Annotated in this window: 21 protein-coding genes and 1 pseudogene; 14 read left to right on the top strand and 8 right to left on the bottom strand. The window is 59.5% G+C overall.

All coding sequences use genetic code 11. From position 1 onward, the window contains the following. The first annotated feature begins 193 nt into the window (after positions 1 to 193). The 9 genes from G3A56_RS22585 to G3A56_RS22545 all read left to right on the top strand — a co-directional run bounded on the left by G3A56_RS22585 (position 194) and on the right by G3A56_RS22545 (position 13,860). On the top strand, positions 194 to 2,656 hold the full coding sequence (locus G3A56_RS22585) for a glycogen/starch/alpha-glucan phosphorylase (RefSeq protein WP_003498384.1): 2,463 nt from the start codon (positions 194 to 196) through the stop codon (positions 2,654 to 2,656). Continuing rightward, the gene (gene glgB, locus G3A56_RS22580; RefSeq protein WP_003498382.1) at positions 2,656 to 4,863 is read left to right on the top strand and encodes a 1,4-alpha-glucan branching protein GlgB; all 2,208 of its coding nucleotides are present in this window, start codon (positions 2,656 to 2,658) and stop codon (positions 4,861 to 4,863) included. The genes G3A56_RS22585 and glgB overlap by 1 nt, the downstream gene beginning before the upstream one ends. A 21-nt stretch (positions 4,864 to 4,884) precedes the next feature. Continuing rightward, entirely contained in the window at positions 4,885 to 6,147 is a 1,263-nt protein-coding gene (gene glgC, locus G3A56_RS22575; protein ID WP_082185107.1) for a glucose-1-phosphate adenylyltransferase, read from the top strand. 5 nt (positions 6,148 to 6,152) lie between these two features. Then, positions 6,153 to 7,595: a glycogen synthase GlgA gene (gene glgA / locus G3A56_RS22570; protein WP_082185108.1), complete on the top strand. Its 1,443-nt coding sequence runs from the start codon at positions 6,153 to 6,155 to the stop codon at positions 7,593 to 7,595. Positions 7,596 to 7,599: 4 nt separating this feature from the next. Continuing rightward, positions 7,600 to 9,228 carry an alpha-D-glucose phosphate-specific phosphoglucomutase gene (locus tag G3A56_RS22565; protein ID WP_082185109.1) on the top strand — a complete coding sequence of 543 codons (1,629 nt, stop codon included), beginning with the start codon at positions 7,600 to 7,602 and terminating at the stop codon, positions 9,226 to 9,228. 299 nt (positions 9,229 to 9,527) lie between these two features. After that, entirely contained in the window at positions 9,528 to 11,483 is a 1,956-nt protein-coding gene (gene glgX / locus G3A56_RS22560; RefSeq protein ID WP_082185110.1) for a glycogen debranching protein GlgX, read from the top strand. Positions 11,484 to 11,537: 54 nt separating this feature from the next. Beyond that, positions 11,538 to 12,026, top strand: coding sequence for a MaoC family dehydratase (locus G3A56_RS22555; protein ID WP_003498368.1), 489 nt, complete (start codon positions 11,538 to 11,540; stop codon positions 12,024 to 12,026). 30 nt (positions 12,027 to 12,056) lie between these two features. After that, positions 12,057 to 12,785 carry a transporter substrate-binding domain-containing protein gene (locus G3A56_RS22550; protein ID WP_343044294.1) on the top strand — a complete coding sequence of 243 codons (729 nt, stop codon included), beginning with the start codon at positions 12,057 to 12,059 and terminating at the stop codon, positions 12,783 to 12,785. A 28-nt stretch (positions 12,786 to 12,813) separates the two neighbouring features. Continuing rightward, on the top strand, positions 12,814 to 13,860 hold the full coding sequence (locus tag G3A56_RS22545; RefSeq protein WP_082185111.1) for a DUF2332 domain-containing protein: 1,047 nt from the start codon (positions 12,814 to 12,816) through the stop codon (positions 13,858 to 13,860). A gap of 17 nt (positions 13,861 to 13,877) precedes the next feature. Here the strand turns inward: G3A56_RS22545 and G3A56_RS22540 are convergent, their stop codons facing one another. From G3A56_RS22540 to G3A56_RS22520, 5 genes are read right to left on the bottom strand one after another with little or no spacing between them, the layout of a single operon-like run. After that, on the bottom strand, positions 13,878 to 14,432 hold the full coding sequence (locus G3A56_RS22540; protein ID WP_082185112.1) for a sarcosine oxidase subunit gamma: 555 nt from the start codon (positions 14,430 to 14,432) through the stop codon (positions 13,878 to 13,880). Then, the gene (locus G3A56_RS22535; RefSeq protein ID WP_082185113.1) at positions 14,425 to 17,385 is read right to left on the bottom strand and encodes a sarcosine oxidase subunit alpha; all 2,961 of its coding nucleotides are present in this window, start codon (positions 17,383 to 17,385) and stop codon (positions 14,425 to 14,427) included. The genes G3A56_RS22540 and G3A56_RS22535 overlap by 8 nt, the downstream gene beginning before the upstream one ends. Then, positions 17,382 to 17,696 carry a sarcosine oxidase subunit delta gene (locus G3A56_RS22530; RefSeq protein WP_082185114.1) on the bottom strand — a complete coding sequence of 105 codons (315 nt, stop codon included), beginning with the start codon at positions 17,694 to 17,696 and terminating at the stop codon, positions 17,382 to 17,384. The genes G3A56_RS22535 and G3A56_RS22530 overlap by 4 nt, the downstream gene beginning before the upstream one ends. 13 nt (positions 17,697 to 17,709) lie before the next feature. Beyond that, the gene (locus tag G3A56_RS22525; protein ID WP_164056832.1) at positions 17,710 to 18,120 is read right to left on the bottom strand and encodes a hypothetical protein; all 411 of its coding nucleotides are present in this window, start codon (positions 18,118 to 18,120) and stop codon (positions 17,710 to 17,712) included. Further along, positions 18,120 to 19,373 (bottom strand): sarcosine oxidase subunit beta family protein, encoded by a 1,254-nt coding sequence (locus tag G3A56_RS22520; protein WP_003498360.1) that lies wholly within the window; start codon positions 19,371 to 19,373, stop codon positions 18,120 to 18,122. Before G3A56_RS22520 ends, G3A56_RS22525 begins: the two co-directional genes overlap by 1 nt. A 319-nt stretch (positions 19,374 to 19,692) precedes the next feature. Here G3A56_RS22520 and rpsU point away from each other — a divergent pair, with 319 nt between their 5' ends. Beyond that, complete coding sequence (rpsU, locus tag G3A56_RS22515; RefSeq protein WP_080838961.1) at positions 19,693 to 19,920, top strand: 30S ribosomal protein S21; 228 nt, start codon at positions 19,693 to 19,695, stop codon at positions 19,918 to 19,920. Positions 19,921 to 20,055: 135 nt separating this feature from the next. Then, a complete protein-coding gene (locus tag G3A56_RS22510; RefSeq protein ID WP_035223723.1) occupies positions 20,056 to 20,952 on the top strand; it encodes a tetratricopeptide repeat protein in 897 nt (298 codons plus the stop codon). Positions 20,953 to 21,025: 73 nt separating this feature from the next. Here G3A56_RS22510 and G3A56_RS22505 read toward each other — a convergent pair whose 3' ends face one another. Then, positions 21,026 to 21,292, bottom strand: coding sequence for a DUF6074 family protein (locus G3A56_RS22505; RefSeq protein WP_035223725.1), 267 nt, complete (start codon positions 21,290 to 21,292; stop codon positions 21,026 to 21,028). 320 nt (positions 21,293 to 21,612) lie between these two features. Between G3A56_RS22505 and G3A56_RS22500 the strand changes: the two genes are divergently transcribed. Next, the gene (locus G3A56_RS22500) at positions 21,613 to 21,891 is read left to right on the top strand and encodes an exopolysaccharide production repressor protein (protein WP_035223727.1); all 279 of its coding nucleotides are present in this window, start codon (positions 21,613 to 21,615) and stop codon (positions 21,889 to 21,891) included. Between the two features lie 111 nt (positions 21,892 to 22,002). Beyond that, the gene (locus G3A56_RS22495; protein ID WP_082185115.1) at positions 22,003 to 22,995 is read left to right on the top strand and encodes a glycosyltransferase family 2 protein; all 993 of its coding nucleotides are present in this window, start codon (positions 22,003 to 22,005) and stop codon (positions 22,993 to 22,995) included. Positions 22,996 to 23,203: 208 nt separating this feature from the next. Here the strand turns inward: G3A56_RS22495 and G3A56_RS22490 are convergent, their stop codons facing one another. Beyond that, positions 23,204 to 24,172 carry a polysaccharide pyruvyl transferase family protein gene (locus tag G3A56_RS22490; protein WP_082185116.1) on the bottom strand — a complete coding sequence of 323 codons (969 nt, stop codon included), beginning with the start codon at positions 24,170 to 24,172 and terminating at the stop codon, positions 23,204 to 23,206. A gap of 621 nt (positions 24,173 to 24,793) precedes the next feature. Beyond that, a pseudogene (locus G3A56_RS29655) lies at positions 24,794 to 25,189 on the bottom strand (glycosyltransferase family 2 protein); the annotation flags it as partial. 119 nt (positions 25,190 to 25,308) lie between these two features. On the opposite strand from G3A56_RS29655, the gene G3A56_RS22480 reads away from it, so the two are divergent. Beyond that, entirely contained in the window at positions 25,309 to 26,787 is a 1,479-nt protein-coding gene (locus G3A56_RS22480) for a lipopolysaccharide biosynthesis protein (RefSeq protein WP_082185118.1), read from the top strand. Positions 26,788 to 26,982 lie beyond the last annotated feature (195 nt).

Raw genomic sequence — 26,982 nt, 5'->3', positions numbered from 1 at the left:
GAGCGCGCAATGCCTTCGGCGATCCCCGGAACGCTGATAGAAAAGTCTTATTTTTCATTATATTAAGCTGTTCAACTTTCCGGAAAAATTGCTGTTGCCACGCCTCCATATCGATGCATAAACTGGCACCAGCAAAGGCAAACCGGATCGACCTCATCAGACCCTCTCCTCCCACCAAGGTGCTGACCGACCAATGATCAATAATCTTAACGCCGCCGATCTCCCCCGCCCCGCCCCGCGCAGTTCCAACCCGGAAATCATGGCGGCCGAAATCATCGAGCGCCTCACTTACCGCATCGGCAAGGACGTCAAGGTTGCCAAGCCGCATGACTGGCTGACCGCAACCATTCTGGTTGTCCGCGACCGCATCATCGACAAGTGGATGGCCTCCACCCGCAAGGCCTATGCCGACAATTCCAAGCGCGTTTATTATCTATCGCTGGAATTCCTGATCGGCCGCCTGATGCGCGATGCCATCTCCAATATCGGGTTGATGCAAGAGATCAGGGACGCCCTTTCCTCACTCGGCGTTGATCTGGATGTCATCGCCGGGCTGGAGCCGGATGCGGCACTCGGCAATGGCGGCCTTGGCCGTCTCGCAGCCTGTTTCATGGAATCCATGGCAACGGTCGACATTCCCGCCTATGGCTACGGCATCCGTTATGTACACGGCCTCTTCCGCCAGCAGATGGCTGACGGATGGCAGGTGGAGCTGCCGGAGACCTGGCTGGCGCATGGCAACCCGTGGGAATTCGAGCGCCGTGAAAGCTCCTATGAAGTCGGCTTCGGCGGATCGGTTGAAACCATTGGCGGATATGAAGAGCCGCAGCGTTTCGTCTGGAAACCGGCTGAGCGCGTCATTGCCATGGCATATGACACACCAGTCGTCGGCTGGCGCGGCACCCGCGTCAACACGCTTCGTCTATGGTCCGCACAGCCTATCGACCCCATTCTGCTCGCCGCCTTCAACGCCGGCGACCACATCGGTGCACTGAAAGAAAGCAACAAGGCGGAAAGCCTGACGCGCGTTCTCTACCCTGCCGATGCGACGCCGGCCGGCCAGGAACTGCGCCTGAGGCAGGAATTCTTCTTCTCCTCCGCCTCCCTGCAGGACATTCTGCGCCGTCACCTGCAGCAATATCCGGATTTCACCTCGCTGCCCGACAAGGTTTCGATCCAGCTCAACGACACACATCCGGCCATTTCCATCTGCGAAATGATGCGCCTGCTCTGCGATGTCCATGGGCTTGAATTCGACGAAGCCTGGACGATTACGCGCGGCACCTTCTCCTACACCAACCACACGCTTCTGCCGGAAGCGCTGGAAAGCTGGCCGGTGCCTTTGCTCGAGCGTCTTTTGCCGCGGCACATGCAGATCGTCTACGCGATCAACGCCAATACGCTGGTTTACGCCCGCAAGGAAAAGAAGATGCCGGATCAGCAGATCCGCTCCATCTCGCTGATCGATGAAAATGGCGAACGCCGCGTGCGCATGGGTAACCTCGCCTTCATCGGCTCGCATTCGATCAATGGTGTCTCGGCACTTCATACCGAACTGATGAAGGAAACGGTCTTCGCCGACCTGCACAGCCTCTATCCCGACCGCATCAACAACAAGACCAACGGCATCACGCCCCGCCGCTGGCTGATGCAGTGCAACCCCGGCCTGACGGGGCTGATCAGGGAAGCGATCGGCGACGATTTCCTCGACGATGCGGAAAAGCTGACGGCACTCGACCGCTTCGCCGACGACGCCGGTTTCCGTGCAAAATTCGCCGAAGTGAAGCGTCTGAACAAGGTACGGCTTGCCAATACGGTGGCGCAGCGCATGGGCATCCGTGTCGATCCCTCGGCCATGTTCGACATCCAGATCAAGCGTATCCACGAATACAAGCGCCAGCTTCTGAACCTTGTGGAAACGGTGGCGCTTTACGACCAGATCCGTTCCCACCCGGAACTGGATTGGGTGCCGCGCGTTAAGTTCTTCGCAGGCAAGGCGGCGCCGAGTTATCACAACGCGAAGCTGATCATAAAGCTTGCCAACGATATTGCCCGGGTCATCAACAACGATCCGGCCGTGCGCGGGCTCCTGAAAGTGGTGTTTATTCCAAACTATAACGTCTCGCTTGCGGAAATCATGGTTCCGGCCGCCGATCTTTCCGAACAGATCTCGACGGCGGGCATGGAAGCCTCGGGCACCGGCAACATGAAGTTTGCGCTGAATGGCGCTCTCACCATCGGCACGCTCGACGGTGCGAATGTTGAAATGCTCGAACATGTGGGTGACGAGAATATCGTCATCTTCGGCATGACGGCGGATGAAGTGGCCAAGGCACGCGCCGAGGGTCACAATCCGCGTGCGATCATCGAACAGTCCGCGGAATTGTCGCAGGCGCTGTCGTCCATTGCTTCCGGCGTGTTCTCGCCCGACGACCGCTCGCGTTTTTCCGCCCTGATCGACGGTATTTACAATAGTGACTGGTTCATGGTCGCCGCAGACTTCGACGCCTACGCCAATGCGCAGCGCGAGGTGGACGCGATCTGGAGCGATCCGGATAGCTGGTATGCGAAAACAGTCCGCAACACGGCGCGCATGGGCTGGTTCTCGTCCGACAGGACGATCCGGCAATATGCCGCCGACATCTGGAGAGCCTGATGAAAAAACCGCTCAATTCGGCCGAAGAGAAAAAGACTGGCGCTGTCACGAAGGCTGAAATCGAGGCGATCAAGAGCGGTTTGCATTCCAACCCCTTTGCCCTTCTCGGCGTTCACGAAACGCCGGAAGGGTTTTCCGCGCGCTGTTTCATCCCCGGCGCCGAAGAAGTGTCCGTCCTCACGCTTGACGGCAATTTCATCGGCGAGCTGAAACAGCTCGATCCGGAAGGCTTTTTCGAAGGCCCTATCGAGCTCACGTCACGCCAGCCGGTGCGCTACCGGGCTGGCCGCGACGATGCCGAATGGGCGGTGACGGATCCCTATAGCTTCGGCCCGGTTCTCGGGCCGATGGACGATTATTTCGTTCGCGAGGGGTCGCATCTGCGGCTCTTCGACAAGATGGGTGCTCATCCGCTCAAGCTCGAGGGCGTCGAAGGTTTCCATTTCGCCGTCTGGGCTCCCAATGCCAAGCGCGTTTCCGTCGTTGGCGATTTCAACAATTGGGACGGCCGTCGGCATGTGATGCGTTTCCGCAAGGATACCGGCATCTGGGAAATTTTCGCACCTGACGTCTACGCCGGCTGCGCCTACAAGTTTGAAATCCTTGGCGCGAATGGCGAGCTTCTGCCGCTGAAGGCCGACCCCTATGCGCGGCGCGGCGAATTGCGGCCGAAGAACGCCTCCGTCACCGCGCCGGAACTGACGCAAAAATGGGAAGACCAGGCTCACCGGGAACATTGGGCCCAGGTGGACCAGCGCCGCCAGCCGATCAGCATTTACGAGGTTCATGCCGGCTCCTGGCAGCGCCGCGAGGACGGCACCTTCCTCAGCTGGGACGAACTGGCCGCCCAGCTTATCCCCTATTGCACGGATATGGGCTTCACCCATATCGAGTTCCTACCGATCACCGAACATCCCTACGACCCCTCCTGGGGTTACCAGACGACCGGCCTTTACGCCCCGACCGCCCGTTTCGGCGATCCGGAAGGCTTTGCGCGTTTCGTCAACGGCGCTCACAAGGTCGGCATCGGCGTTCTTCTCGACTGGGTTCCGGCGCATTTTCCGACAGACGAGCATGGCCTGCGCTGGTTTGACGGGACGGCGCTTTACGAACATGCCGATCCGCGTCAGGGTTTTCATCCGGACTGGAACACGGCGATCTACAATTTCGGCCGCATCGAGGTGATGTCCTACCTCATCAACAATGCGCTTTACTGGGCCGAGAAGTTCCACCTCGACGGATTGCGTGTCGATGCGGTCGCCTCGATGCTCTATCTCGATTATTCCCGCAAGGAAGGCGAGTGGATTCCCAACGAATATGGCGGGCGCGAGAACCTTGAATCCGTCCGCTTCCTGCAGAAGATGAATTCGCTCGTTTACGGCACCCATCCGGGCGTCATGACGATCGCCGAGGAATCCACCTCCTGGCCGAAAGTGTCCCAGCCGGTCCATGAGGGCGGCCTCGGTTTCGGTTTCAAGTGGAACATGGGCTTCATGCACGACACGCTGAGTTATTTCTCGCGTGAGCCGGTGCATCGCAAGTTCCACCATCAGGAACTGACCTTCGGGCTTCTTTACGCCTTCACCGAAAATTTCGTGCTGCCGCTTTCCCATGACGAGGTGGTGCACGGCAAGGGATCGCTGATCGCCAAAATGTCCGGCGACGACTGGCAGAAATTCGCCAATCTGCGATCCTATTATGGTTTCATGTGGGGTTATCCCGGCAAGAAGCTGCTGTTCATGGGACAGGAATTCGCCCAGTGGAGCGAATGGAGCGAAAAGGGATCGCTCGACTGGAACCTGCGCCAATATCCGATGCATGAAGGCATGCGCCGCCTCGTGCGCGATCTCAACCTCACCTACCGTTCGAAAGCGGCCCTGCACGCCCGTGACTGCGAACCCGACGGCTTCCGCTGGCTGGTGGTCGATGATCACGAGAATTCCGTCTTTGCCTGGCTGCGCACGGCGCCCGGCGAAAAACCGGTGGCGGTCATCTGCAATCTGACCCCGGTCTATCGGGAAAACTATTATGTGCCGCTTCCTCTTGCGGGGCGGTGGCGGGAGATTCTCAACACCGACGCCGAGATCTATGGCGGCAGCGGCAAGGGAAATGGCGGACGCGTTCAGGCGGTCGATGCCGGCGGGGATATCGGAGCGATGCTCGTCCTGCCGCCTTTGGCGACGATCATGCTCGAGCCGGAAAACTGACAGATAGAGAGGGAGGACACCATGTCGGAAAAAAGAGTTCAGCCTTTGGCGCGTGATGCAATGGCCTATGTCCTCGCGGGCGGCAGAGGAAGTCGTCTGAAGGAGCTGACGGACCGCCGGGCAAAGCCCGCCGTCTATTTCGGCGGCAAGGCGCGCATCATCGATTTTGCGCTCTCCAACGCGCTCAATTCCGGCATTCGGCGCATCGGCGTCGCGACCCAATACAAGGCGCACTCGCTTATCCGCCACCTGCAGCGCGGCTGGGACTTCTTCCGCCCTGAGCGTAACGAGAGCTTCGATATTCTGCCGGCCTCCCAGCGCGTTTCCGAAACGCAATGGTATGAAGGCACGGCCGACGCTGTCTACCAGAACATCGACATCATCGAGCCCTATGCCCCGGAATATATGGTCATCCTCGCCGGCGACCATATTTACAAGATGGACTACGAATACATGCTGCAGCAGCATGTGGATTCCGGCGCTGACGTGACGATCGGCTGCCTCGAAGTGCCACGCATGGAAGCGGCCGGCTTCGGCGTGATGCATGTGAACGAAAAGGACGAGATCATCGACTTCATCGAGAAGCCGGCCGATCCGCCCGGCATTCCCGGCAATGAGGGCTTCGCGCTCGCCTCGATGGGCATTTATGTCTTCCACACGAAATTCCTGATGGAAGCGCTACGCCGCGATGCCGCCGACCCGACCTCCAGCCGCGATTTCGGCAAGGACATCATTCCCTATATCGTCAAGCACGGCAAAGCCGTCGCCCACCGCTTCGCGGATTCCTGCGTGCGTTCGGATTTCGAACACGGACCCTACTGGCGCGATGTCGGCACCATAGATGCCTATTGGCAGGCCAATATCGACCTGACCGATGTGGTGCCGGACCTCGACATCTACGACAAGTCCTGGCCGATCTGGACCTATGCGGAAATCACCCCGCCGGCGAAATTCGTGCATGACGATGAGAACCGGCGTGGTTCGGCCGTGTCTTCGGTCGTCTCCGGCGACTGCATCATTTCCGGTGCCGCCCTCAACCGCAGTCTTCTGTTCACAGGCGTGCGCGCCAATTCATACTCCCGCCTTGAGAATGCCGTAGTACTGCCGAGTGTGAAGATCGGACGTCATGCCCAGCTGAGCAACGTCGTCATTGATCATGGCGTGGTCATTCCGGAAGGACTGATTGTAGGAGAAGACCCAGAACTGGATGCCAAACGTTTCCGCCGCACTGAAAACGGCATTTGCCTTATCACCCAATCGATGATCGACAAGCTGGACCTGTAGAGCCCATGAATGTCCTTTCGGTTTCATCCGAAATTTATCCGCTGATCAAGACCGGAGGGCTCGCCGACGTTGCCGGCGCGCTCCCCATCGCGCTCGAAGCCTATGGCGTCAAAACGCGGACCTTGATACCCGGCTATCCGGCGGTGAAAGCCGCCGTGACCGACCCCGTCAAATGTCTGGAATTTTCCGATCTGCTCGGCGAAAAAGCCGAAGTGCTCGAAGTGCGGCATGAGGGACTCGACCTCCTCATTCTCGATGCGCCTGCCTATTACGAGCGTTCCGGCGGCCCCTATCTCGGCCAGACGGGCAAGGACTATCCTGATAACTGGAAGCGTTTTGCGGCGCTGTCGCTGGCGGCGGCGCGCATCGGCGCCGGAGCTCTTCCCGGCTGGCGGCCGGATATGGTGCATGCCCATGACTGGCAGGCGGCGATGACACCGGTCTATATGCGTTATGCCGAGACACCGGAAATTCCGAGCCTCCTTACCATTCACAATATCGCCTTTCAGGGTCAGTTCGGCGCCAATATCTTCAGCAAGCTCGAATTGCCCGCCCATGCTTTCGGCATGGAAGGCATCGAATATTATAATGATGTGAGCTTCCTCAAGGGCGGCCTGCAGACGGCGACCGCGCTCAGCACCGTCAGCCCCTCCTATGCGGAGGAAATCCTGACCCCGGAATTCGGCATGGGGCTGGAAGGGGTGATCGGCAGCCGCGCGCATGTGTTGCACGGCATCGTCAACGGCATCGACGCCGATGTCTGGAACCCGGCCACTGACCATCTGATCCACGACAATTATTCCGCCGCCAACCTCAAGAACCGCGCATTGAACAAGAAGGCGGTCGCCGAGCATTTCCGTATCGATGAGGATGACAGCCCGCTTTTCTGCGTCATCTCCCGCCTGACCTGGCAAAAGGGCATCGACCTCATGGCCGAAGCCGTGGACGAGATCGTTTCCCTCGGCGGCCGTCTCGTGGTGCTCGGAGCAGGCGACGTGGCGCTGGAAGGCGCACTTCTGGCGGCGGCGTCCCGCCACCATGGCCGCGTTGGGGTTGCGGTGGGTTATAACGAACCCCTGTCGCATCTCATGCAGGCGGGCTGCGACGCGATCATCATTCCCTCGCGCTTCGAGCCATGCGGGCTCACCCAGCTTTACGCGCTGCGTTACGGCTGTATTCCTGTGGTGGCCCGCACGGGCGGCCTCAACGATACGGTGATCGATGCCAACCATGCCGCCCTCGCCAGCAAGGCGGCGACCGGCGTGCAATTTTCCCCCGTTACGCTCGACGGTCTGAAACAGGCGATCCGCCGGACCGTGCGTTATTACCACGACCCGAAACTATGGACACAAATGCAGAAACTCGGAATGAAATCCGATGTTTCCTGGGAAAAAAGCGCCGGTCTCTACGCCGCGCTTTACAGCCAGCTTATTTCGAGAGGCCATTGAAACAATGATCAAGACCGTTCAGACGAAGCCCTATCAGGACCAGAAGCCGGGCACATCCGGCCTGCGCAAGAAGGTGCCAGTCTTCGCCCAGGAAAATTACGCCGAGAACTTCATCCAGTCGATCTTCGACGCGCTTGAAGGCTTCGAAGGCCAGACGCTGGTGATCGGCGGCGACGGCCGTTATTACAACCGCGAAGTGATCCAGAAGGCGATCAAGATGGCCGCCGCTGCCGGTTTCGGCAAGGTGCTGGTCGGTCAGGGCGGCATTCTCTCCACGCCTGCCGCCTCCAACATCATCCGCAAATACAAGGCCTTTGGCGGCATCGTGCTTTCCGCAAGCCACAATCCAGGCGGCCCGAACGAAGATTTCGGCATCAAATACAATATCGGTAATGGCGGCCCGGCCCCTGAAAAGATTACCGACGCGATCTATGCCCGCTCGAAGGTCATCGACAGCTACAAGATTTCCGATGCCGCCGATATCGATCTCGACAAGGTGGGCAACTTCAAGGTGGATGAGCTGACGGTCGAGGTTATCGACCCGGTCGCCGATTACGCCGCTTTGATGGAGGAACTCTTCGATTTCTCCGCCATTCGCGCCCTGATCGCCGGCGGCTTCAAGGTGGTGGTCGATTCCATGAGCGCCGTCACCGGCCCCTATGCCGTGGAGATCATCGAAAAGCGTCTTGGCGCACCGAAGGGATCGGTCCGCAACGCCACGCCGCTGCCGGATTTCGGCGGCCACCACCCTGACCCGAACCTGGTGCATGCCAAGGAGCTTTATGACGATGTCATGAGCGCGGAAGGTCCAGATTTCGGCGCGGCGTCGGATGGCGACGGCGACCGCAACATGGTCGTCGGCAAGGGCATGTTCGTCACCCCCTCCGACAGTCTGGCGATCATTGCCGCCAACGCAAAACTCGCACCCGGTTATGCCGCCGGCATTTCCGGCATCGCCCGCTCCATGCCCACAAGTGCGGCAGCGGACCGCGTTGCCGAAAAGCTGGGGCTTGGCATGTTCGAGACACCGACCGGCTGGAAATTCTTCGGCAACCTCATGGATGCCGGCAAGGTGACGATCTGCGGCGAGGAAAGCTTCGGCACAGGCTCCAACCATGTGCGTGAAAAGGATGGCCTGTGGGCCGTGCTGTTCTGGCTGAACATCGTCGCCGCCCGCAAGGAGAGCGTGAAGGACATCGTCACCAGGCACTGGGCCGAATATGGCCGCAACTATTATTCCCGCCACGACTATGAGGAAGTGGATTCCGACGCCGCCAACACGCTGGTGGCCACCCTGCGCGAAAAACTCGCCACGCTTCCCGGCACCAGCTACGGCAATCTGAAGGTCGCGGCGGCGGATGATTTCGCCTATCTCGATCCGGTCGATCAGTCCGTCAGCAAGAATCAGGGCATCCGCATCCTGTTCGAGGGCGGTTCACGCATCGTGCTGCGCCTTTCCGGCACCGGCACGGCGGGCGCAACGCTCAGGCTTTACGTCGAGCGTTATGAGGCAGATGCGGGCCGTCACGGCATCGAGACGCAGGAGGCACTCGCCGACCTGATTTCCGTTGCCGATACGATCGCCGGTATCAAGGCCCATACCGGCCGGAATGCGCCGAGCGTCATTACCTAAAGGCTTGGCGCCGCGCTCCTGGCCGCTGGATACGGCACAGGATACAAAAAACGAGAGGTGGCCGCGAGGCCACCTGATGGGGTCGAGAACGTCTCACCACACTCAACGTCATCCTCGGGCTTGACCCGAGGATCCACGATTTCAGCGGGTTATGGATCCTCGGGTCAAGCCCGAGGATGACGGAAGAGAGGTTTTAACACCTCTAAAACTCTGAGATGGCCGGAAGGCCATCTCGTGATACCCGCGGACCGCCTTCTTCCTTTGCGGAGGAGAAAAACCATCCCCCGGAGAGACAGACCATGCAGACACCATCCGTTTTCCCCAAAGGCGCAACCCAGACAGAAAACGGAATGGAATTTACGGTCTATTCCCGGCACGCCTCGCATATCGATCTCTGCCTTTTCGATACGACGGGCGAAAAAGAGATCGCCCGCTTGCCAATGTCGCGCGGTGAGGATGATGTTCACCGGCTGACGGTCACAGAGGCTGGCCCCGGCACACGGTACGGATACCGCGCCCACGGGATTTACGCTCCCGAACATGGTCTGTGGTTCGATCCCTCAAAACTGCTGCTCGACCCCTATGCGACACAGATAGACCGGCCGTTCCGGCATGATCCGGCGCTTTATGCCTTTGGCGAGGACACGGGCGCTGTCATGCCGAAGGCGATCCTTTCGGAGTACGAGCCGCTCAAGCGCCAGCCGCCGCTTTTTACCGAAGGCGGGCTGATTTACGAACTTTCAGTCAAATCCTTCACCAGATTACATTCGCAAGTGCCGGAAGAGTTGCGCGGCACCGTGGCGGCGCTCGCCCATCCCGCCATTCTCGCGCACCTGAAAAAAATCGGCGTCGATGCGGTGGAGCTGATGCCGATTACCGCATGGATCGACGAACGCCACCTGCCGCCGCTCGGCCTTTCCAATGCATGGGGCTACAATCCGGTCGGCTTCATGGCGCTTGATCCGCGCCTCTGCCCCGGTGGGGTGCGGGAGTTGCGCGACACGGTTGCCGCGCTGCATGCGCAGGGCATCGGCGTCATTCTCGATCTGGTCTTCAACCATACCGGTGAAAGCGACATTGACGGCTCCATCCTGTCGCTACGCGGGCTGGATAATCTGACCGCCTTCCGTCACCCACCGGGAGAGCCGGGTGTGCTGATCAACGACACCGGCACCGGCAATACAGTCGCCTGCGATCATCCCTATGTACGCCAGCTCATCATCGATTCGCTCAAGCATTTCGTTCTGAATGCCGGTATCGATGGCTTCCGCTTCGATCTCGCGCCGGTGCTCGGAAGAACGGCCGATGGCTTCGACATGGCGAGCGCGACGCTCGAGGCCATGCATTCAGACCCCGTGCTTCATGACCGCGTGCTGATCGCCGAGCCGTGGGACATCGGCCCTGGCGGCTATCAGCTCGGCAATTTCCCCGAGAGCTTTCTGGAGTGGAACGACCGCACCCGTGACGACATGCGCCGGTTCTGGCGCGGCGATGCGGGAACGACCGGCGCGCTGGCCAATGCGCTCTCCGGCTCCTCGCCGATCTTTTCCCGCCATGGCCGCTTAAACAGCCGCAGCGTCAATTTCCTTGCCGCCCATGATGGTTTCACGCTGTTCGATCTCGTCAGCCACGAACACAAGCACAATGATAAAAACGGCGAGAACAATCGCGACGGCCATAATGAAAATCATTCCTGGAACAATGGCTTCGAGGGCCTGACCGATGATCCCGCCATTGTTGCCGCCCGTATCGCAGATGTGAAAGCAATGCTGTCCACGCTCTTCGTCAGCCGCGGCGCATTGATGCTGACCGCCGGCGACGAGGGCGGCCGCAGCCAGCAAGGCAACAACAATGCCTATTGCCAGGACAATGACATTACCTGGGTCGACTGGTCATCGCTCCTGCCCGAACTGATCGATCACACCGCGTTTCTTGCAGCACTTCGCAAACGCTTCGGCGTCTTTTCTCAAACCAGCTTTTTCTCCGGCAATGGCGACGTGACCTGGCTTGCCCCCGGCGGCAAACCGATGACCGTGGAAGAATGGGAAAGGCCGGACGGGCCGGCCTTCGCCATGGTGCTTGCCACCCCGGATGATGAGACCGGAAACGATGCCAAGCTTGCGGTGCTCATCAATCGCAGCCGCGAGATCGTGCCATTCACCCTGCCGGGCGACGACTGGCGCGCAATCGGCACGGATTTCGGCAATCCCGCCTTCCTGCCAGCCCGCTCTGTGGTGTTTTATCTGCGCGGTTGATCGCTTGGCCCCGGCACCTTTATAAGTGCCGCGAGACAACCCAGAAGAGGTAACATGGCAAAGGACATAGCGCTGGCGGAAATGAAAAATTTCGTCGGCACGGAACTGGGCGTTTCCGACTGGATCACGGTCGATCAGTCGATGATAAACGCCTTCGCAAAAGCGACGCTGGACGATCAGTTCATCCACACAGACCCGGAGCGCGCCAAGGCGGAAAGCCCCTTTGGCGGCACCATCGCGCATGGGTTCCTCACACTCTCGCTGCTTTCGGCTCTGAATTACGATGCCCTGCCCCGCATTCGCGAAACGACCATGGGCATCAATTACGGCTTTGACGCCGTTCGCTTCGTCACGCCGGTCAAAAGCGGAGCACGGGTGCGTGGTCGTTTCATCTTGGCCGAGGCGCGTTTTCGCGGCGCCGCCATGCTGGTGACGACCTATGATGTGACGGTGGAGATCGAAAACGAGAAGAAACCGGCGCTCACCGCCCGCTGGACGACCATCACCCAGTTCAACCCCGAGGACAGACCGCAGGACGCCTGATGGCGAAGTAAATCCCAATTTGAGATCGGAGTGTCTGTGAGATTCGCATATTTGATAGAACCTCCGTTCAACTACAGGAACGAGACCGGTGATGTCACCGGGTGCGATGTGGAGTTGGCGAAGGTTATTCTGGCCATGATCGGTATTCGCGACATTGAATTCATCGAAGCCGAATTCTCGCAATTGTTGCCCGGCCTGAACGATAACCTTTGGGACATGACCACGGGCCTCTTCGATACGGCTGAACGCAGAAAGATCGTTGCGTTCAGCCGTCCCATCTGGGCGTTGCCGGATGGACTTCTCGTGAGGAAGGGTAACCCGGGAAATCTGGCCGGATACGCCTCGGCAGCGAAAAATCACGAGATTACGCTGGCCGCTATCCGGGATCAGATCCAACATCGTATGATTATGGAAGCGGGCGTCTCCGATGACCGCATTCTCATCTGCGAGACCTACGACGAAGCCGCTCAAGCTGTCCTCGACGGCCGCGCCGATGCCTATGCCAGCGTGGCCATGGCGCATCTCGGTTTTCTGCAGCAAAATCCAGAGCTGGATCTGGAGATTGTCACCGTTTCACCGAAAGAACGACCAGCGGCCCCAGGCGCATTTGCTTTCCGCCCATCAGACCGGGAACTCCAGAGCGCTGTCGATGGGGCGCTCCTTCATTATCTTGGATCAGACGAACACCGTGCGCTGATGCGAAATTTTGGTTTTGATGATCAAGCCCTCGTCAATGGCGAGGCCGGCCGGGCAAATTAACGCCGGACTGCGCAAAGGAGACGGCCAAATGCATGACGAAGCCGTAAGGAATGCGTTTCTCGCTCAGGCAAGAGCCTGCGACAGCCTCGGCTCGCCCTTTACCGCGCGGCTATGCCGCTCCGTGGCGACGCGGCTGGACCGACAGACGGAGGTTGGCGAGAAGATTTTGTCCTGGCCCGGCGATGTCGGTCCGTCCGGTGATTCCGTACCCCTGCGGCTCGCCGGTGCGCTACATGCGCTTGTCATCGAGGACAAGATCGCACCGCTGGTCGATATCGCGCCAGAAAACGAAGGTGCACTCTGGCAGGCCTGCACGGATGCCCTGCGTTTCCATTCGGCCTTCATCCTTGAAAGGCTGAAATCACCGCCTCAGACCAATGAAGTCCGCCGTTCCGCCGTGCTGTTGCCGGGCTTTCTCACACTGGCAGAGCTTACCGGCAAACCACTGGTTCTTTCCGAGGTCGGTGCGAGCGCCGGCCTCAACCTGCAATTTGACCGTTACCAATATCGCCTTGGCGATCTTGCCTGGGGCGAACAATCCGAGGTCTTCATGTCGCCGGAATGGCGCGGAAACGCGCCGCCCAATACGCCAATTGAGATCATCGAGCGCGCCGGCTGCGATCTCAACCCGCTCGACCCGTCCTCAACCGAGGACCGTCTGCGGCTGATGTCCTATGTATGGGCCGATCAGACCGACAGGCTGGAGCGGACGGCGGCTGCCCTGCGGATTGCTGTGGAAAAGGGTTTGCATGTCGAAAAGGCCGACGCAATCGACTGGCTGAAGCGCCGCCTTGCCACGCAACATTCGGGCGCTGCCCATGTCGTCTATCATTCCATCGCCTGGCAATATCTGCCGGACGCCTTGAAACAGACGGGCGAGACACTGATTGCCGAAGCAGGCGCCCATGCCACGCCGGACGCCCCGCTTGCCCGGCTGCAGATGGAAGCGGATGCGACACCGGGAGGCGCCGCCATTACCCTGCAAATCTGGCCGACCGGCGAAAAGCAGGAAATCGGCCGTGCCGATTTCCATGGGCGATGGGTGGAATGGCGGGGATGGAAGAACAGGGCCTAGGCAAGCTGGGCGGCGGCTCAAACCGCCACGTCCTGCGCCGCCTCCTGTAGCAGGCCGCCGACATATTCAGCGAAGGAGCGCCAGCACTCCACCCGGAACGTATCGTCCGCCACGCGCAGCAGCACGACTTCCGCCTTGCCGAAAACCGTGCGCGAGCAGGCTCCCACCGGGAATTTTTCGAGCGATAGTTCCTGCGGGCAACCGGCATTGAGTGCCGCCTCAGCGCCGGGACCGGAGACGATGACGGCCGTGTTGCGGTGGGAGATGTCGGTTGCCGAAAACAGGCCGGAAACGCCGGCGAAGGCCGCCACCAGGTCGCTTTCGCCCTGATCGATCACCAGCCATTCATCCGGACCGAGCCAGAGAGCGGAACGCAGACCTGATGTTACCGAGGTTTTCGGGCTGGTGGGCAAGGCAAGGCCGAGCGCCTCTGACAGGGCCGGCACGGCGCTTTCCCGTGCGCGGAGTGATAGCCGCGAGGCGGAAGCGGCCGGTTTCAGCGAGACGAAGGGCGAGCCGCCGTGGAAATCCTCAAGGACGGATTTGCGTTTTGCGTGAAGCGTGTCAGCCATTGAGACGGGCTCCTTCCTTGTCGAGGAAGACCATGTCGGTCACTTCGACGGCAATGGTTTTATCGGCGAGCGGTATATAGAGCGTTTCGCCCATGCGCGCCCGGCCATCGGCCACCAGCGCAAACGCGATGGAGTGGCCGAGATTTTCCGACCAGTAGGCGGATGTGACATGGCCGAGCATGGTCATGGGTTTCGGCTGGTTCGGATCGACGACGATCTGGCCGCCTTCTTCGGGAACGGTCAGCCGGTCCTTTGTCTTCAGGCCCACAAGCTGCTTGCGGCCGGAGCGCATCAGATCCGGGCGCTTCAGACCGCGGATACCGACGAAATCCGTCTTCTTTTTCGAAACCGCCCAGGCGAGCCCGGCATCATCAGGCGTCACCGTGCCATCGGTATCCTGCCCGACGATGATGTAGCCCTTTTCCGCGCGCAAGATGTGCATGGTCTCGGTGCCATAAAGGCAACCGCCCACGGCCTCCGCCCTTTCGCGGATCGCGGTCCAGACGGCCGCGCCGTAGTCGGCAGGAACGTTGATTTCGAAGCCGAGTTCGCCCGTGAAAGATACGCGGAAGAGGCGCGTCGGCACGCCGCAGAAGGTGCCTTCGGCGACCGCCATATGCGGGAAGGCCTCCGGAGAAAGATCGATGCCCTCAACGAAAGGAGCGATCACTTCCCGCGCTTTTGGGCCCTGCACGGCAATCACCGCCCATTGTTCGGTGGCCGATGTCAGCCAGACGTTCAGATCGGGGAATTCGGTCTGGAGATAATCCTCCATATGCTGCAACACGCGCGGCGCGCCGCCCGTCGTCGTCGTCACATGGAAACGATCCTCGGAAAGACGCCCGACAACGCCGTCGTCGTAAACGAAACCATCCTCGCGGGTCATGATACCGTAACGGCAGCGGCCGGGTTTCAGCGTATCCCAGGCATTGGTGTAGATGAGGTTCAGGAACTTCGCCGCATCCGGTCCGACAACCTCGATCTTGCCGAGTGTCGAGGCATCGAACACGCCGACGCTTGTCCGAACCGTTTTGCATTCGCGGTTGATGGCCTCGTGCATGTCCTCACCCGGGCGCGGGAAGAACCATGCACGCTTCCAGTTGCCGACATCCTCGAAGACCGCACCGGCCGCCAGCTCTTCCTCATGCATTGGCGTCTTGCGGGCCGGATCGAACAGCGCGCCGCGCGAATGGTTGATGAGCGTGCCAAAGGTAACAGGCGTATAGGGCTGGCGGAAGGTGGTGAGACCGACCTTCGGCAGATCCCGTCCAAGCGCTTCAGAAGCGATGGCAAGACCGTGCATGTTGGACATCTTGCCCTGATCTGACGCCATGCCATTGGTCGTGAACCGCTTGATGTGTTCCACGGAGTGCATGCCCTCGCGCACGGCAAGGCGAATGTCCTTGGCGCAGACATCGTGCTGGAAATCGATGAAGGCCTTGACGCCCGTGCCCTCGCCTGCCCCTTCGGCAGCGCCGATCATGCCGCCGGTCCAGGCCCGCGCATTCTCGCCGGAAAACTCCACGGCGCCACCGCCAGCAGCGGCAGCCTCGGCAATCAATGCGGTGAGATCGTCCGTGCCGTTGCAGGCGCCGACGGACACACAATTCTGCACATGGATATCCGGCAGGAAGCGCTGGTTAGCCGCGTCAAACTTCAGCTTGCCGCGCGATTGCGAAAAGAGATGCACCGAAGGCGTCCAACCGGCCGAAACGACGAGCGCATCGATGGCGATCTTGCGCTTGTTCGAGCCGCCATTGCGGCCAACGGTCATGGAAGAAACGCGCAGGCGTCCCGCCGTGTCGTAAACACTATGGCCGGCCAGCACTTCAATGCCCAGAGCCCGCGCCTCATCCAGCAGTCGGGCATCGGGGTTCTCGCGGCAATCGACGATGGCGGCGATCTTCACGCCTGCCTTTTTCAGATCGAATGCCGTTTCATAGGCGGAATCATGGGCGGTATAGACGCCGACATTATTGCCGACGCTCACGCCATAATGATTGAGATAGATACGGGCAGCCGAGGCCAGCATGATGCCGGGACGGTCATTATTGGCAAAGACCATATGACGCTCGATCGCACCTGCCGCCAGGACGACCTTCCCGGCCCGGACCTGCCACAGTCTCTCGCGCGGCTGGTGTCTGGCCGGCGTGGCGAGGTGATCGGTCACGCGCTCCGCGAGCGCCACGAAATTATGATTGTAATAACCGAAGGCCGTCGTGCGGGTCAGAACACGCACATTGGGCAAGGATTTCAGCTCGGCCAGAACCTTCTGCGCCCACTCATAGCCGGGCAGGCCGTCTATGACCGTGCGGGTATCGAAACGCAGCGCGCCGCCAACTTCGGCATTCTCATCAACCAGAATGACGCTGGCGCCGGTTTTCGCCGCCGCGAGAGCCGCCGTCAGGCCAGCAACGCCGCCGCCGGCCACCAGCACGTCGCAATGGGCGTATCGGCCGGAATAGTGGTCCGCATCCGGCTCGCTCGGCGCCTTGCCGAGACCGGCAGCGCGGCGGATGATCGGTTCATAGATTCTATGCCAGGCGGCCTTCGGCCACATGAAGGTCTTGTAGTAGAAACCGGCCGCAAACATCGGCGACAGGAAATCGTTGATTGCGCTGATATCGAAGGCCAGCGACGGAAAGCGGTTCTGCGAGGCGATGATCGCGCCGTCGAACACATCCTGCACCGTGGCGCGGACATTCGGTTGCTTGCGCATGCTGTCACGCGAGACGTCGATCAGCGCATTCGGCTCTTCCGGACCTGCGGAGAGGAAGCCGCGCGGCCGGTGATATTTGAACGAACGGCCGATCAGATGCACACCGTTTGCCAGAAGCGCGGATGCGACCGTATCGCCTTCCAGCGCCTGATAGATCTTGCCATCGAAGGTGAAACGCGCGGTTCTGGCGGGTGTCAGGCGGCCAGCGCCCTTGATGCGATAAGCGCCGCTCATTGCCCTGCTCCCTTTTCTCCGGAAAGAACCGTCTCGACATCCGGCTTCGGTTCGCCTGCCTTGTAGGTCATCAAAAATTTATCGCTGACGGAATCGCGGGCGGCGTTAAAGAACCGGCCGCAGCCGTGAATGTGACGCCAGCGCTCGAAAACGAGACCCTTGTCATTGTCGCGGATGAAGAAATATTCGGCGAAGGCCTCGTCAGAAATATCGGCGATGTTTTCCGGTCTCGCGATATGGGCTTCACCCGCCCAGCGGAATTCGAGTTCGGAACGGTCTTCCCGGCAATAGGGGCAATGGATCAGAAGCATCGTCGCTCCACCTTCAAAGAGAACTTTCCGGAAGCATGCTTCCGGCGGGTTGGTCACACAGCCGCTTTCCCATCGCAACAAAGGGGGAAAGCCGCTTCAAGAGCTGCTCGAAATTATCGAATGGTTTCAGCGCCGAGGCCCGACCCATATTGATGATGGCAACCGCCATCATGTCGGTGTCGATCGCGAAGGGTTCGTCCTGTTCGCCATTCTCCTTCTCGCCGACGAAATAGACGAGCTTCTCCATCAGGCTTGGCGCGCAGAGAAGCAGGCCTTTTTCCGCCACGAAGGGCCATTCGCGTTCACCCTGCATCCTGCGGATTTGCTGGCTGCGAAAATCGTCCGCCTCGGGAACGAAGCTGCCTGCGGGCACGACGGCCGCCGCACCCGACATGTTGGCCGCAACCAAAGCCGCCGCCAGCATCAATGCGCCACCGCGGCAGCGGCGGCCTCATCGATCAGACGTCCGGTGCGGAAGCGGTCGAGTGTCAGACCGGCCGCCAGACGATGCGGCTCGCCACGGGCGATCAGATGCGCAAACAGGTTGGCGGAGCCCGGCGTCGCCTTGAAACCACCCGTTCCCCAGCCGCAATTGACGAAGAGATTGGGCACCGGCGTCACGCTCTGGATGGCGGAACGATCCGGCGTGTTGTCGGTGATGCCGCCCCATTGCCGCATCATCTTGACGCGGCGGAAGATCGGGAAGAGCTCGCAGATTGCATCCAGCGTATGGGTGATGATCTGCAGGCCGCCGGTCTGGGAATAGGAGTTGTATTGGTCGGTGCCCGCGCCGATGACCAACTCGCCCTTGTCGGATTGCGAAATATAGGCGTGGACCGTGTTGGACATCACCACACAGGGGAAGATCGGCTTCAGCGGTTCCGACACCAGCGCCTGCAGCGGGTTGGAATGCAGGGGTACGCGCACATCCGCCATCTTCATCACGATGGAGGAGTGACCGGCGGCGGAAACGCCGATCTTCTTCGCGCCGATGAAACCGCGATTGGTTTCAACACCCGTCACCGCACCGTCCGGCCCGCGCCTGATGGCCGTGACCTCGCAATTCTGGATGATGTGCACGCCGCGATCCGAGGCCGCCCGCGCGTATCCCCAGGCGACCGCATCATGGCGCGCCGTGCCGCCGCGACGCTGGAGCGCGGCGCCATTGATCGGATAACGGGCATTGCCGGAAATATCGAGCGGCGGACAATATGCTTTTGCCTGTTCGGGCGTCAGCCATTCATTGTCGATACCATAAAGGCGGTTTGCGTTGATGTGCCGGCTGAAGGATTGCCGGTCATGAATATTGTGCGACAGCATCATAACGCCGCGCGCCGAATACATGACGTTGTAATTGAGATCCTGGCTCAGGCCTTCCCACAGCTTCAGGGAATGCTCATAAATATCCATGCTCTCTTCATAGAGATAATTGGAGCGGATGATGGTGGTGTTGCGGCCGGTATTGCCGCCGCCGAGCCAGCCCTTTTCCAGCACCGCGACATTAGTGATGCCATGTTCCTTGGCAAGATAATAAGCGGCTCCAAGACCGTGGCCGCCGCCGCCGATGATGATGACATCATAGTCCTTGCGCGGCTCGGGCGAGGCCCATTGCGCATCCCACCCTTTATGACCCCGCAACGCCTCGCGCGCCACGGCAAAAACGGAATATTTGCGCATTCGCTGTCTGCTCCTCAAGAACCGGCCAGAAGCCGGGCATCATGGCGCCGGCACGTATAATACACATGGCAAATCGGGGCCGGAGGCAATATCCCTTTTGCGACGCGGCGATGGTTTTGTTTTGACATGACGGCAAGAAAGGCGGACCGGTCGCATTTTAGCGGTTGTTTGCGGGTTACCGGCTGGACTTGCCGTAAATGATCTGATAATGCACGTCACCAATCGCACGGCCAAAACGGCCTAGCGAACGATTTTGTGTTTGCGCGCGAATGCCTTTATTCGCGCAGCAAGATAACCAAACAAAAGGAACGGGATTCACGTGCAGGTACTAGTCCGCGACAATAACGTTGATCAGGCGCTTCGCGCTCTCAAGAAAAAGATGCAGCGCGAAGGCATTTTCCGCGAAATGAAGATGCGCGATTATTACGAAAAGCCTTCCCAGAAGCGCGCTCGCGAAAAGGCTGAAGCCGTTCGTCGCGTTCGCAAGCTGGCACGCAAGCGTGCACAGCGCGAAGGTCTGATTGCGGCCCCGCGCGCAGGCCGTTAATAGGCCGTCTTTTGGACGTTTTTGAATGCTTGTTGGGCGGGGGCGATCAATTCGCCGCCGCTCTTTGTGTTTGTGGCCGGAGACCGATCGTGGGACAACGATTATGAGACCGGCCGGCGAGGGAACCCACACCGAATGACCGCTGTTGATGCCTGTGTTGTAAACAACTCCGATGCCTCCACGCGCCGGGTACCGCTGAGAAACAACAAGCGGCTTCATCTTTCCCTTGTCGTCTGCACCGTTCTCGCCGGACTTTCCGGTTGCGCGACGTCCAACCAGACGGATGATGTCTTCAGGATCGACCGCGCCCAGGGCTCGCAGGAAAACATCGCCTCGCTCACCTCGGTCATCAACGCCAATCCGCAGGATCCCGAAGGCTACAATGTCCGCGGTTCGGCTTACGGTCGCGCAGGTGATTCCCGCCGCGCCATAGAGGATTTCAACAAGGCGCTGCAGCTCAACCCGCGCTTCTACCAGGCCTATGCCAACCGCGCGCTGGTCTACCGCAACTCCGGCCAACAGCAGCAGGCCCTGCAGGACTACAATGCGGCCCTGCAGATCAATCCGAGCTATGATGTAGCGCTGATCGGCCGCGGCAATCTTTACCGCCAGTCCGGACGCGTGAACGAGGCTTTTAACGACTTCTCCCGCGCTATCGAGCTTGAGACCACCGACGGACGCGCATGGCACAATCGCGGCCTGATCTACCAGCTGCGCAACCAGCACGCCCAGGCAATCGAGGACTTCTCAAAGGCCATTTCGCTGTCCTCCACCTCGCCGGAGCCCTATAATGGCCGTGGCCTTTCCTATGTCGCGCTGAACGACGACGAAAACGCCTTCGCCGATTTCAACCACGCCATTTCGCTCGACGGCAACGTCGCGGAATCCTGGGCCAATCAGGCGCTGGTCTATGAACGGCGCGGCGAGATGGCCAAGGCCGCCAAGTCCTATGGGCATGCGGCACGGCTCGATCCGAAATATAAGCCCGCTCTCGACGGTGTTGCCCGCACACGCGGCGCCAGCGCCTCCTGATCGGAACAGGCAAAAACAAAAAAGCCGGCGGTGCGACACCCGCCGGCTTTTTTTTAGGGAAAACGCTGAGGCCTCAGTGGCTGTCGCGGCGCGCCTCTGGGGCAACATCGCCCGCCCATAATTCCGCCTGCACCGCGTTTTGAAACTCCATGACCTCGCGCCGCATGGCGGCGTCCTCATAACCAAGACCCATCAGATAGGCGGCCAGTTCACGGCATTCCCTGCGCCAGAAATCATTCGCCTCCACACCATGCAGCTGGTCGAGCATGGTTGCACACCGTTTTACGTCGGCAATACGGTTCTTTGCCGGAAAGGCGATTACTTCTGAACTCTTCGTCACGCGGGCACCCTGCTCGTCTGAGGAATCAATACCGACTTTTTTAAAGGCGAGATGGTTAACGAAGTCTGCAGAGCACGCGAGAAGGCTGGTTTTACGGTGAGCGGACGACCTGGGCCGCGCTTTTAGACCGATATGACACGGGCAAAACGCCGATTACCAAGGAATTTACCAATCAAGATTACCGAAATTTCATGCCATGGCAGATAGAAGAAGTATATGTGTGTTGAAACAACACCGGTCTCATCGTATATTTCTTGCAAAGAAAAAAAATGCCGCAGCGCAGCCAAAAATGGAGAAATCGTTCTCGGGAGGAGAGCACCATGTATGCACCTCGTGTTTTTTTCAGCATGATCGGTGCATTGCTCATCTTTGCGGTTGCCACATATTTCATTCACGGGTCGCTCTATACGGCATTTATCCAGACCCTTATCTGCGCCGTCATTCTGCAAGTGGGTTATTTTATTGCAATTCTGGTTCTCGTTGCCCGGGAGAAGCGCCGGATGCGCGAGACATTCTCGCGTGATCGCAGCGCCGAGAATGTAACGGCGGACGCCGCAAATAACGCCCCGCCGCATGGCGCAAAACTGACCGATATGTGACATTTCACGCACAGTGATTTATTGCGATGCAAAAAAAATCACTTGCATCCACACCCCTGACACTTTCTGCTGGCCAAATCCTGACGGTTCGTCACAGCAGAAGGACATTCCATGGTGAGCGGTTCACAGCCCATTTGCGTCATCATCGCTGCAAAAAATGCATCCGAAACGATAGACATCGCCATCCGCTCCGCCCTTGTGGAACCGGAAGTCGCGGAGGTCGTGGTGATCGACGATGGCTCGACCGACGCGACGAGCGAGGTGGCCCATGCGGCAGACGACGGCACGGGCCGCTTGAGAGTGGTGCGGTTCGAGATCAATCGTGGCCCTTCGGCCGCGCGCAATCACGCCATCTCCATTTCATCCGCGCCGCTGATCAGCATTCTCGATGCGGACGACTTCTTTTTCAGAGGCCGTTTCGCCGCCATGCTGGCCGATGACGACTGGGACCTCGTCGCGGACAATATCGCCTTTATCCAGCAATATGTTCCAGGCGCATCCTCCATGCAGCCTGCCCGCTTTGAGCCGCAAGCCCGCTTTCTGTCACTGACAGAGTTCGTGGAAGGAAACATTTCCAGACCCGGCGTGGAGCGCGGGGAAACCGGCTTTCTGAAGCCGGTGATACGCCGCGCCTTTCTCGACAAACACGCGCTGCGTTATGACGAGGCCCTGCGGCTTGGCGAAGACTACGAGCTTTACGTGCGCGCACTTGCCGCCGGTGCCCGCTACAAGGTCATCCGCCATTGCGGTTATGGCGCGATCGTTCGTGGCAATTCGCTGAGCGGGCGTCACAGCACCGAAGATCTTCGCCGATTATATGAGGCGGACAGGGCGATACTCGCCGGCTGCAAGCTTTCAGCAAGCGAGACGGCGATCCTGCGCGAACACGAGAAACATGTGCGCGCCAAATTCGAGCTTCGCCACTTTCTCGATGCGAAAAAGCAAAAGGGAATGGGAGGCGCACTGAGCCACGCACTGACACGCCTGCCGGCCCTGCCTGCCATCACGCACGGCCTCTGGACCGACAAGACAGCCCGTTTCCGCAAACCGGTGCAGCCGGTGCGGGACGTGCGCTACCTTCTCGACGGCACGCCGGTTTCGTGAGGGAAAAGGCGCGGGATTAGGGGAGACAACTTTGCCCAAAACTCCGCCATCATCCTCGGGCCTGTCCCGAAGATCCAACCACCTATCGTAAAATCAAACGGTTGCAGATGCTCGGGACAAGCCCGAGCATGACGGCAGAGAGATTAGAGGATAATATCCTTAAGTGGGGGCGGCAGAAAATTCTCCGCCGCACCCGGTGCTTCCACCTTCAAAGATAATCGCGCTTGATCGTTTCCAGCACGGCGGAAAAACGCTCCTTGCGCTCTTCCAGCCTGCCATCCGGGCTGAGACGCGGCTCGGCACGGCTTGCCTGCCACAGTGCAAGCGTGGAAGGGGCGGCCAGGACCTGCTTGGCCAGTTTGCGCAACGACCGGGATTGGGTTTCCTGCGGCCGCACCAGCACATCACCTTCATGCACCGGGCCTTCATGCGCCGGAACAGAACCGGTTTCAGCGATAACAGGAGCCGGCGGCGGCGGAAAACTCATGCCCCAGAAACGCGAGCCCTTTTTCGCCGCTTCGGCGCGGGTGGAAACGGGCACGTAACGCGGATTATATTCCACACCCACGCTGCCGGCCCAATCGCTCCATTTGAAACTGTTGATCGAGGGGGATGTGGTGACCGCCACCCATGGCACGCGGAAAGCATCGGCGAGAATTGCGCCATGCATGGATTCGGCCACGATGAATTCCGACTGGGCGATGGCCCGGATGACGGCTTTTGCCTCGCCGCGCGGGTCGAGATAGGTCAGCCCGGCCGGCTCGCAGACCGTTTCCCACATGCCGAATTCCGCCGATTCCCAATGCGGAACGAAGGTCTTCTTGTAGAGCTTCGGCAGGCCTTTGAAATCAGGCATCTCGGTGACCATGACAGCCGGGTCGACAATGCCCTTCTCAGGCGCGAGCCCCAGCTTGGCGGCGGTTTTTTCGCCGCGCACGCAGCGTATATCCCAGAACTCGGTGCTGATGTCAGGCACTGCGCCATAACCATACCCGCTGCCGATGACCAGCTTGCGCTGTTTTGCGGGCAACAGAACATCATTGAGAACGGTGCCGACACCGACAAGCATCACATCTTCATGCACGTCGCGCAGACCGGGGAGCAGAAAATCCCACAGCCACAGATTGAGATCGTCACCGAAATTGCCGTGATGCGATTCCCAGTGGTAAGGTTTCATGAGGTCACTCCTGGGTGAAAAACATATAAATTCTTACGGGCGAGAATTCGCTCACCTTGTTCGGACGATTTTTCCTGCGCCAAGCTCGAAAGCGGCACGCAGAAGTGCCGGATCGCGCATCGCCCACTTCAGGAGCAGCCCGAATTCGGGCACCTTGCGCCGTTTCAGATTGCCCGCCTGGCTCCACAGCGCCTGTTTGCGCGCCGTGTTTTTATAGGAAGCAATGGAGGCCACATCGGCCGGCCGCCGCGCAAATCTACCCTCCAGAGTATCGAGCGCCACCCAGGTATTGAACTGCTGGCGCAGGAATTCCGGCGAGGTATTGTCGATGCTGTGGAAGATGTTGACGCCCATGCCGCGCATCGCGCCGGCATCGTCACACAGAAGCGTCCGCTTCGATGCGAGAATGCAATCACAGAAAAAAAGCACGTCTTCCGCAGCCAATCTCAGCGCCGGGTCGAAGCGAATCTTTTCAAACAGGGGGCGGCCAATCACCATGCAGGAGAGATGCAGGAAGCTCCAGTTGCGCAGCATCACACTTGCCAGATCCGGCAGTTCGATCACCAGGGGCCGCTCGGAAAGCCGTGCCGCACCCTCGTTCTTCTCCAGTTCGGAAATGGCGAAATGGTAATAAAATTCGTCACTTGCCTGCATGGACGCCCAGTAGCACTCGCCACCGAAAGTCCTCAGCGCGGAGGCCGCATTCTGGAGATGATCCGGCGTCCACATGTCGTCTGAATCGAGAAATGCCACGTAGTCGCTACCCGCAGGGACATTGTCGAGGCCGGTATTGCGCGCACCGCCCGGGCCGGCATTGGCCTGTTTGATGACGATAATTCGGTCTATCTGTTCCTGCGAAAGTTCCGCAAGTTCCTTGTCTATCGGGTACGGCGATTCGTCATCGACGATGACAAGATCGAAATCCTGGTAAGTCTGCGCAAAAACCGATGCGAGTGCACGTCCAAGAACCCCGTGCTGCTTTTGGTAGTAGGGAATGACGACAGTAAATCTTGCCATTGTTTCGCCCCTTGCGTTGATCAAGAAGTGTCGGGCCCGATCCTGAAAACGGCCCCGATGGTATCGGCAACTCCCAACCGGCGATCCTCCCCGCCGGCCTCCAGAAACAGGATGCTTGTATGCCCCCAGCTCCAAATGTAAAGACCATCACCACGAATGTCGGTTGGAGCGTCCTGTCAAAGACAGGCACATTCGGGCTTAAATTTGTCACCGTTCCCATTCTCGCGCGACTGCTTTCACCGGAAGAATTCGGTGTGGTGGCGGTAGGACTAACGGTTGTACAGTTTCTGACCATGATCGCCGGTGCGGGGCTGACCTCCGCGCTGATCGTCGAAAAGGAAGAGGATATGGATACGATCCATACCGTCTTCTGGGCCAATCTGGCGATTTCCTGCACCATGGCCGCCGTCCTCTACATATGGGCGGAGTTTTTCGGCGGGCTGCTTGGCGCCGTGGAAAGCGCCTATCTGCTGCGCATTATGGCCTTCCTCATTCCGCTGCAGCTGGCGGGCGATGTCGCCTATTCGCTGCTTGCCCGGCGCATGAATTTCAGCAAGGACGCGGTGTGGAGCATGGCGTCGGAAAGCATCGCGGCGGTCGTCGCCGTCGCTCTCGCCCTTCTCGGCTTCGGCGTCTGGGCGCTCATCATCCAGCTTTTCGCCGCAGCCCTCATCCGTCTTGTCGGGCTTTATGCCGTTTCCCGTTATTGCCCGCGTTTCGTCATGAAACCGCGCCGGCTGGTGCCGCTTCTCGGCTTCAGTTCGGGGCTGATGGGCTCGGAAATCGCCAATTTCGTTACCTTCCAGTCACCAATGGTGGTCATTGCCCGACACCTGGGTCTGGCGGATGCCGGCGCCTATTCCGCCTCCAACCGCTTTGCCAGCATTCCCAATCAGGTCGTGCTGTCAGCCGTCATGGGCGTCCTGTTTCCGGCCTTCAGCCGCATGATGGACGATCCGCAGCGCCGGCGTGACGCGCTGATGTTCAGCACACAGGTGCTCACCGTGCTGCTTGCGCCGATGATGTTTGGCCTCTGGGCCGTGGCCGAGCCGGCCATGCTTGTCATCTTCGGCCAGAATTGGGCCTATGCCTGGCCGGTTCTCGGACTTCTGGCCCTGTCAAAGGCCATTCTGACGCCATGCAGCACCTTCATCCCCTATCTCAAGGGCGCGGGTTATGGGCGCGTGCTGTTCTGGTCGGCGACGATCCGTGCGGTCGTCACCACCGTCGCGGTCTGGGCAGCCGCCGTCTACGGCACCCTGATCGATGCGATGATATGGCTTTGCATCGTCAATGCGGTCACTCTCGTCGCCTATTCCTGGGCCGTGTTCAAGGCAAGCGATACGCCCTTTTTCAGCGGTCTCTATATCAGCAGCAAACCGATGATTGCAGCACTGGTGATGGCGGTTTCGGTGCGTTACCTGCTTCACGTCCTTGCAGACCGCCTCCCCAATGCGACCCTTCAGGTCCTCGTGGGAGCGGCAGTTGGCGGCGTCATCTATGGCGTGCTGATCCTGCTCACGGAACGCACGCTGCTGAAGAAGATCCTCGGCATGGTGAAATCGCGGCGAATGCGGGAGAACGCAACCCAAGGTTAACGTCACGCCTGCAAAACGCGCCTCATTTCCGCCGTTAACCGGCCATCGCCGCGGCGAATTCGTCTATGGCATCGGGGCGTGAAACCATTCTTTTTGCGGCGCAGCATCACGACAAATGACAAATTCACACGCTTCAGCGATTTTTAACGATAGCTGAAATTACAAAAAACACATCAATTTCAGTTACTTGACTTT

It is taken from the genome of Rhizobium oryzihabitans (assembly GCF_010669145.1).
Lineage (GTDB): Bacteria > Pseudomonadota > Alphaproteobacteria > Rhizobiales > Rhizobiaceae > Agrobacterium > Agrobacterium oryzihabitans.
Note: the sequence above shows the minus strand (reverse complement) of the source record. Positions and strands in the feature narration are given on the sequence as shown.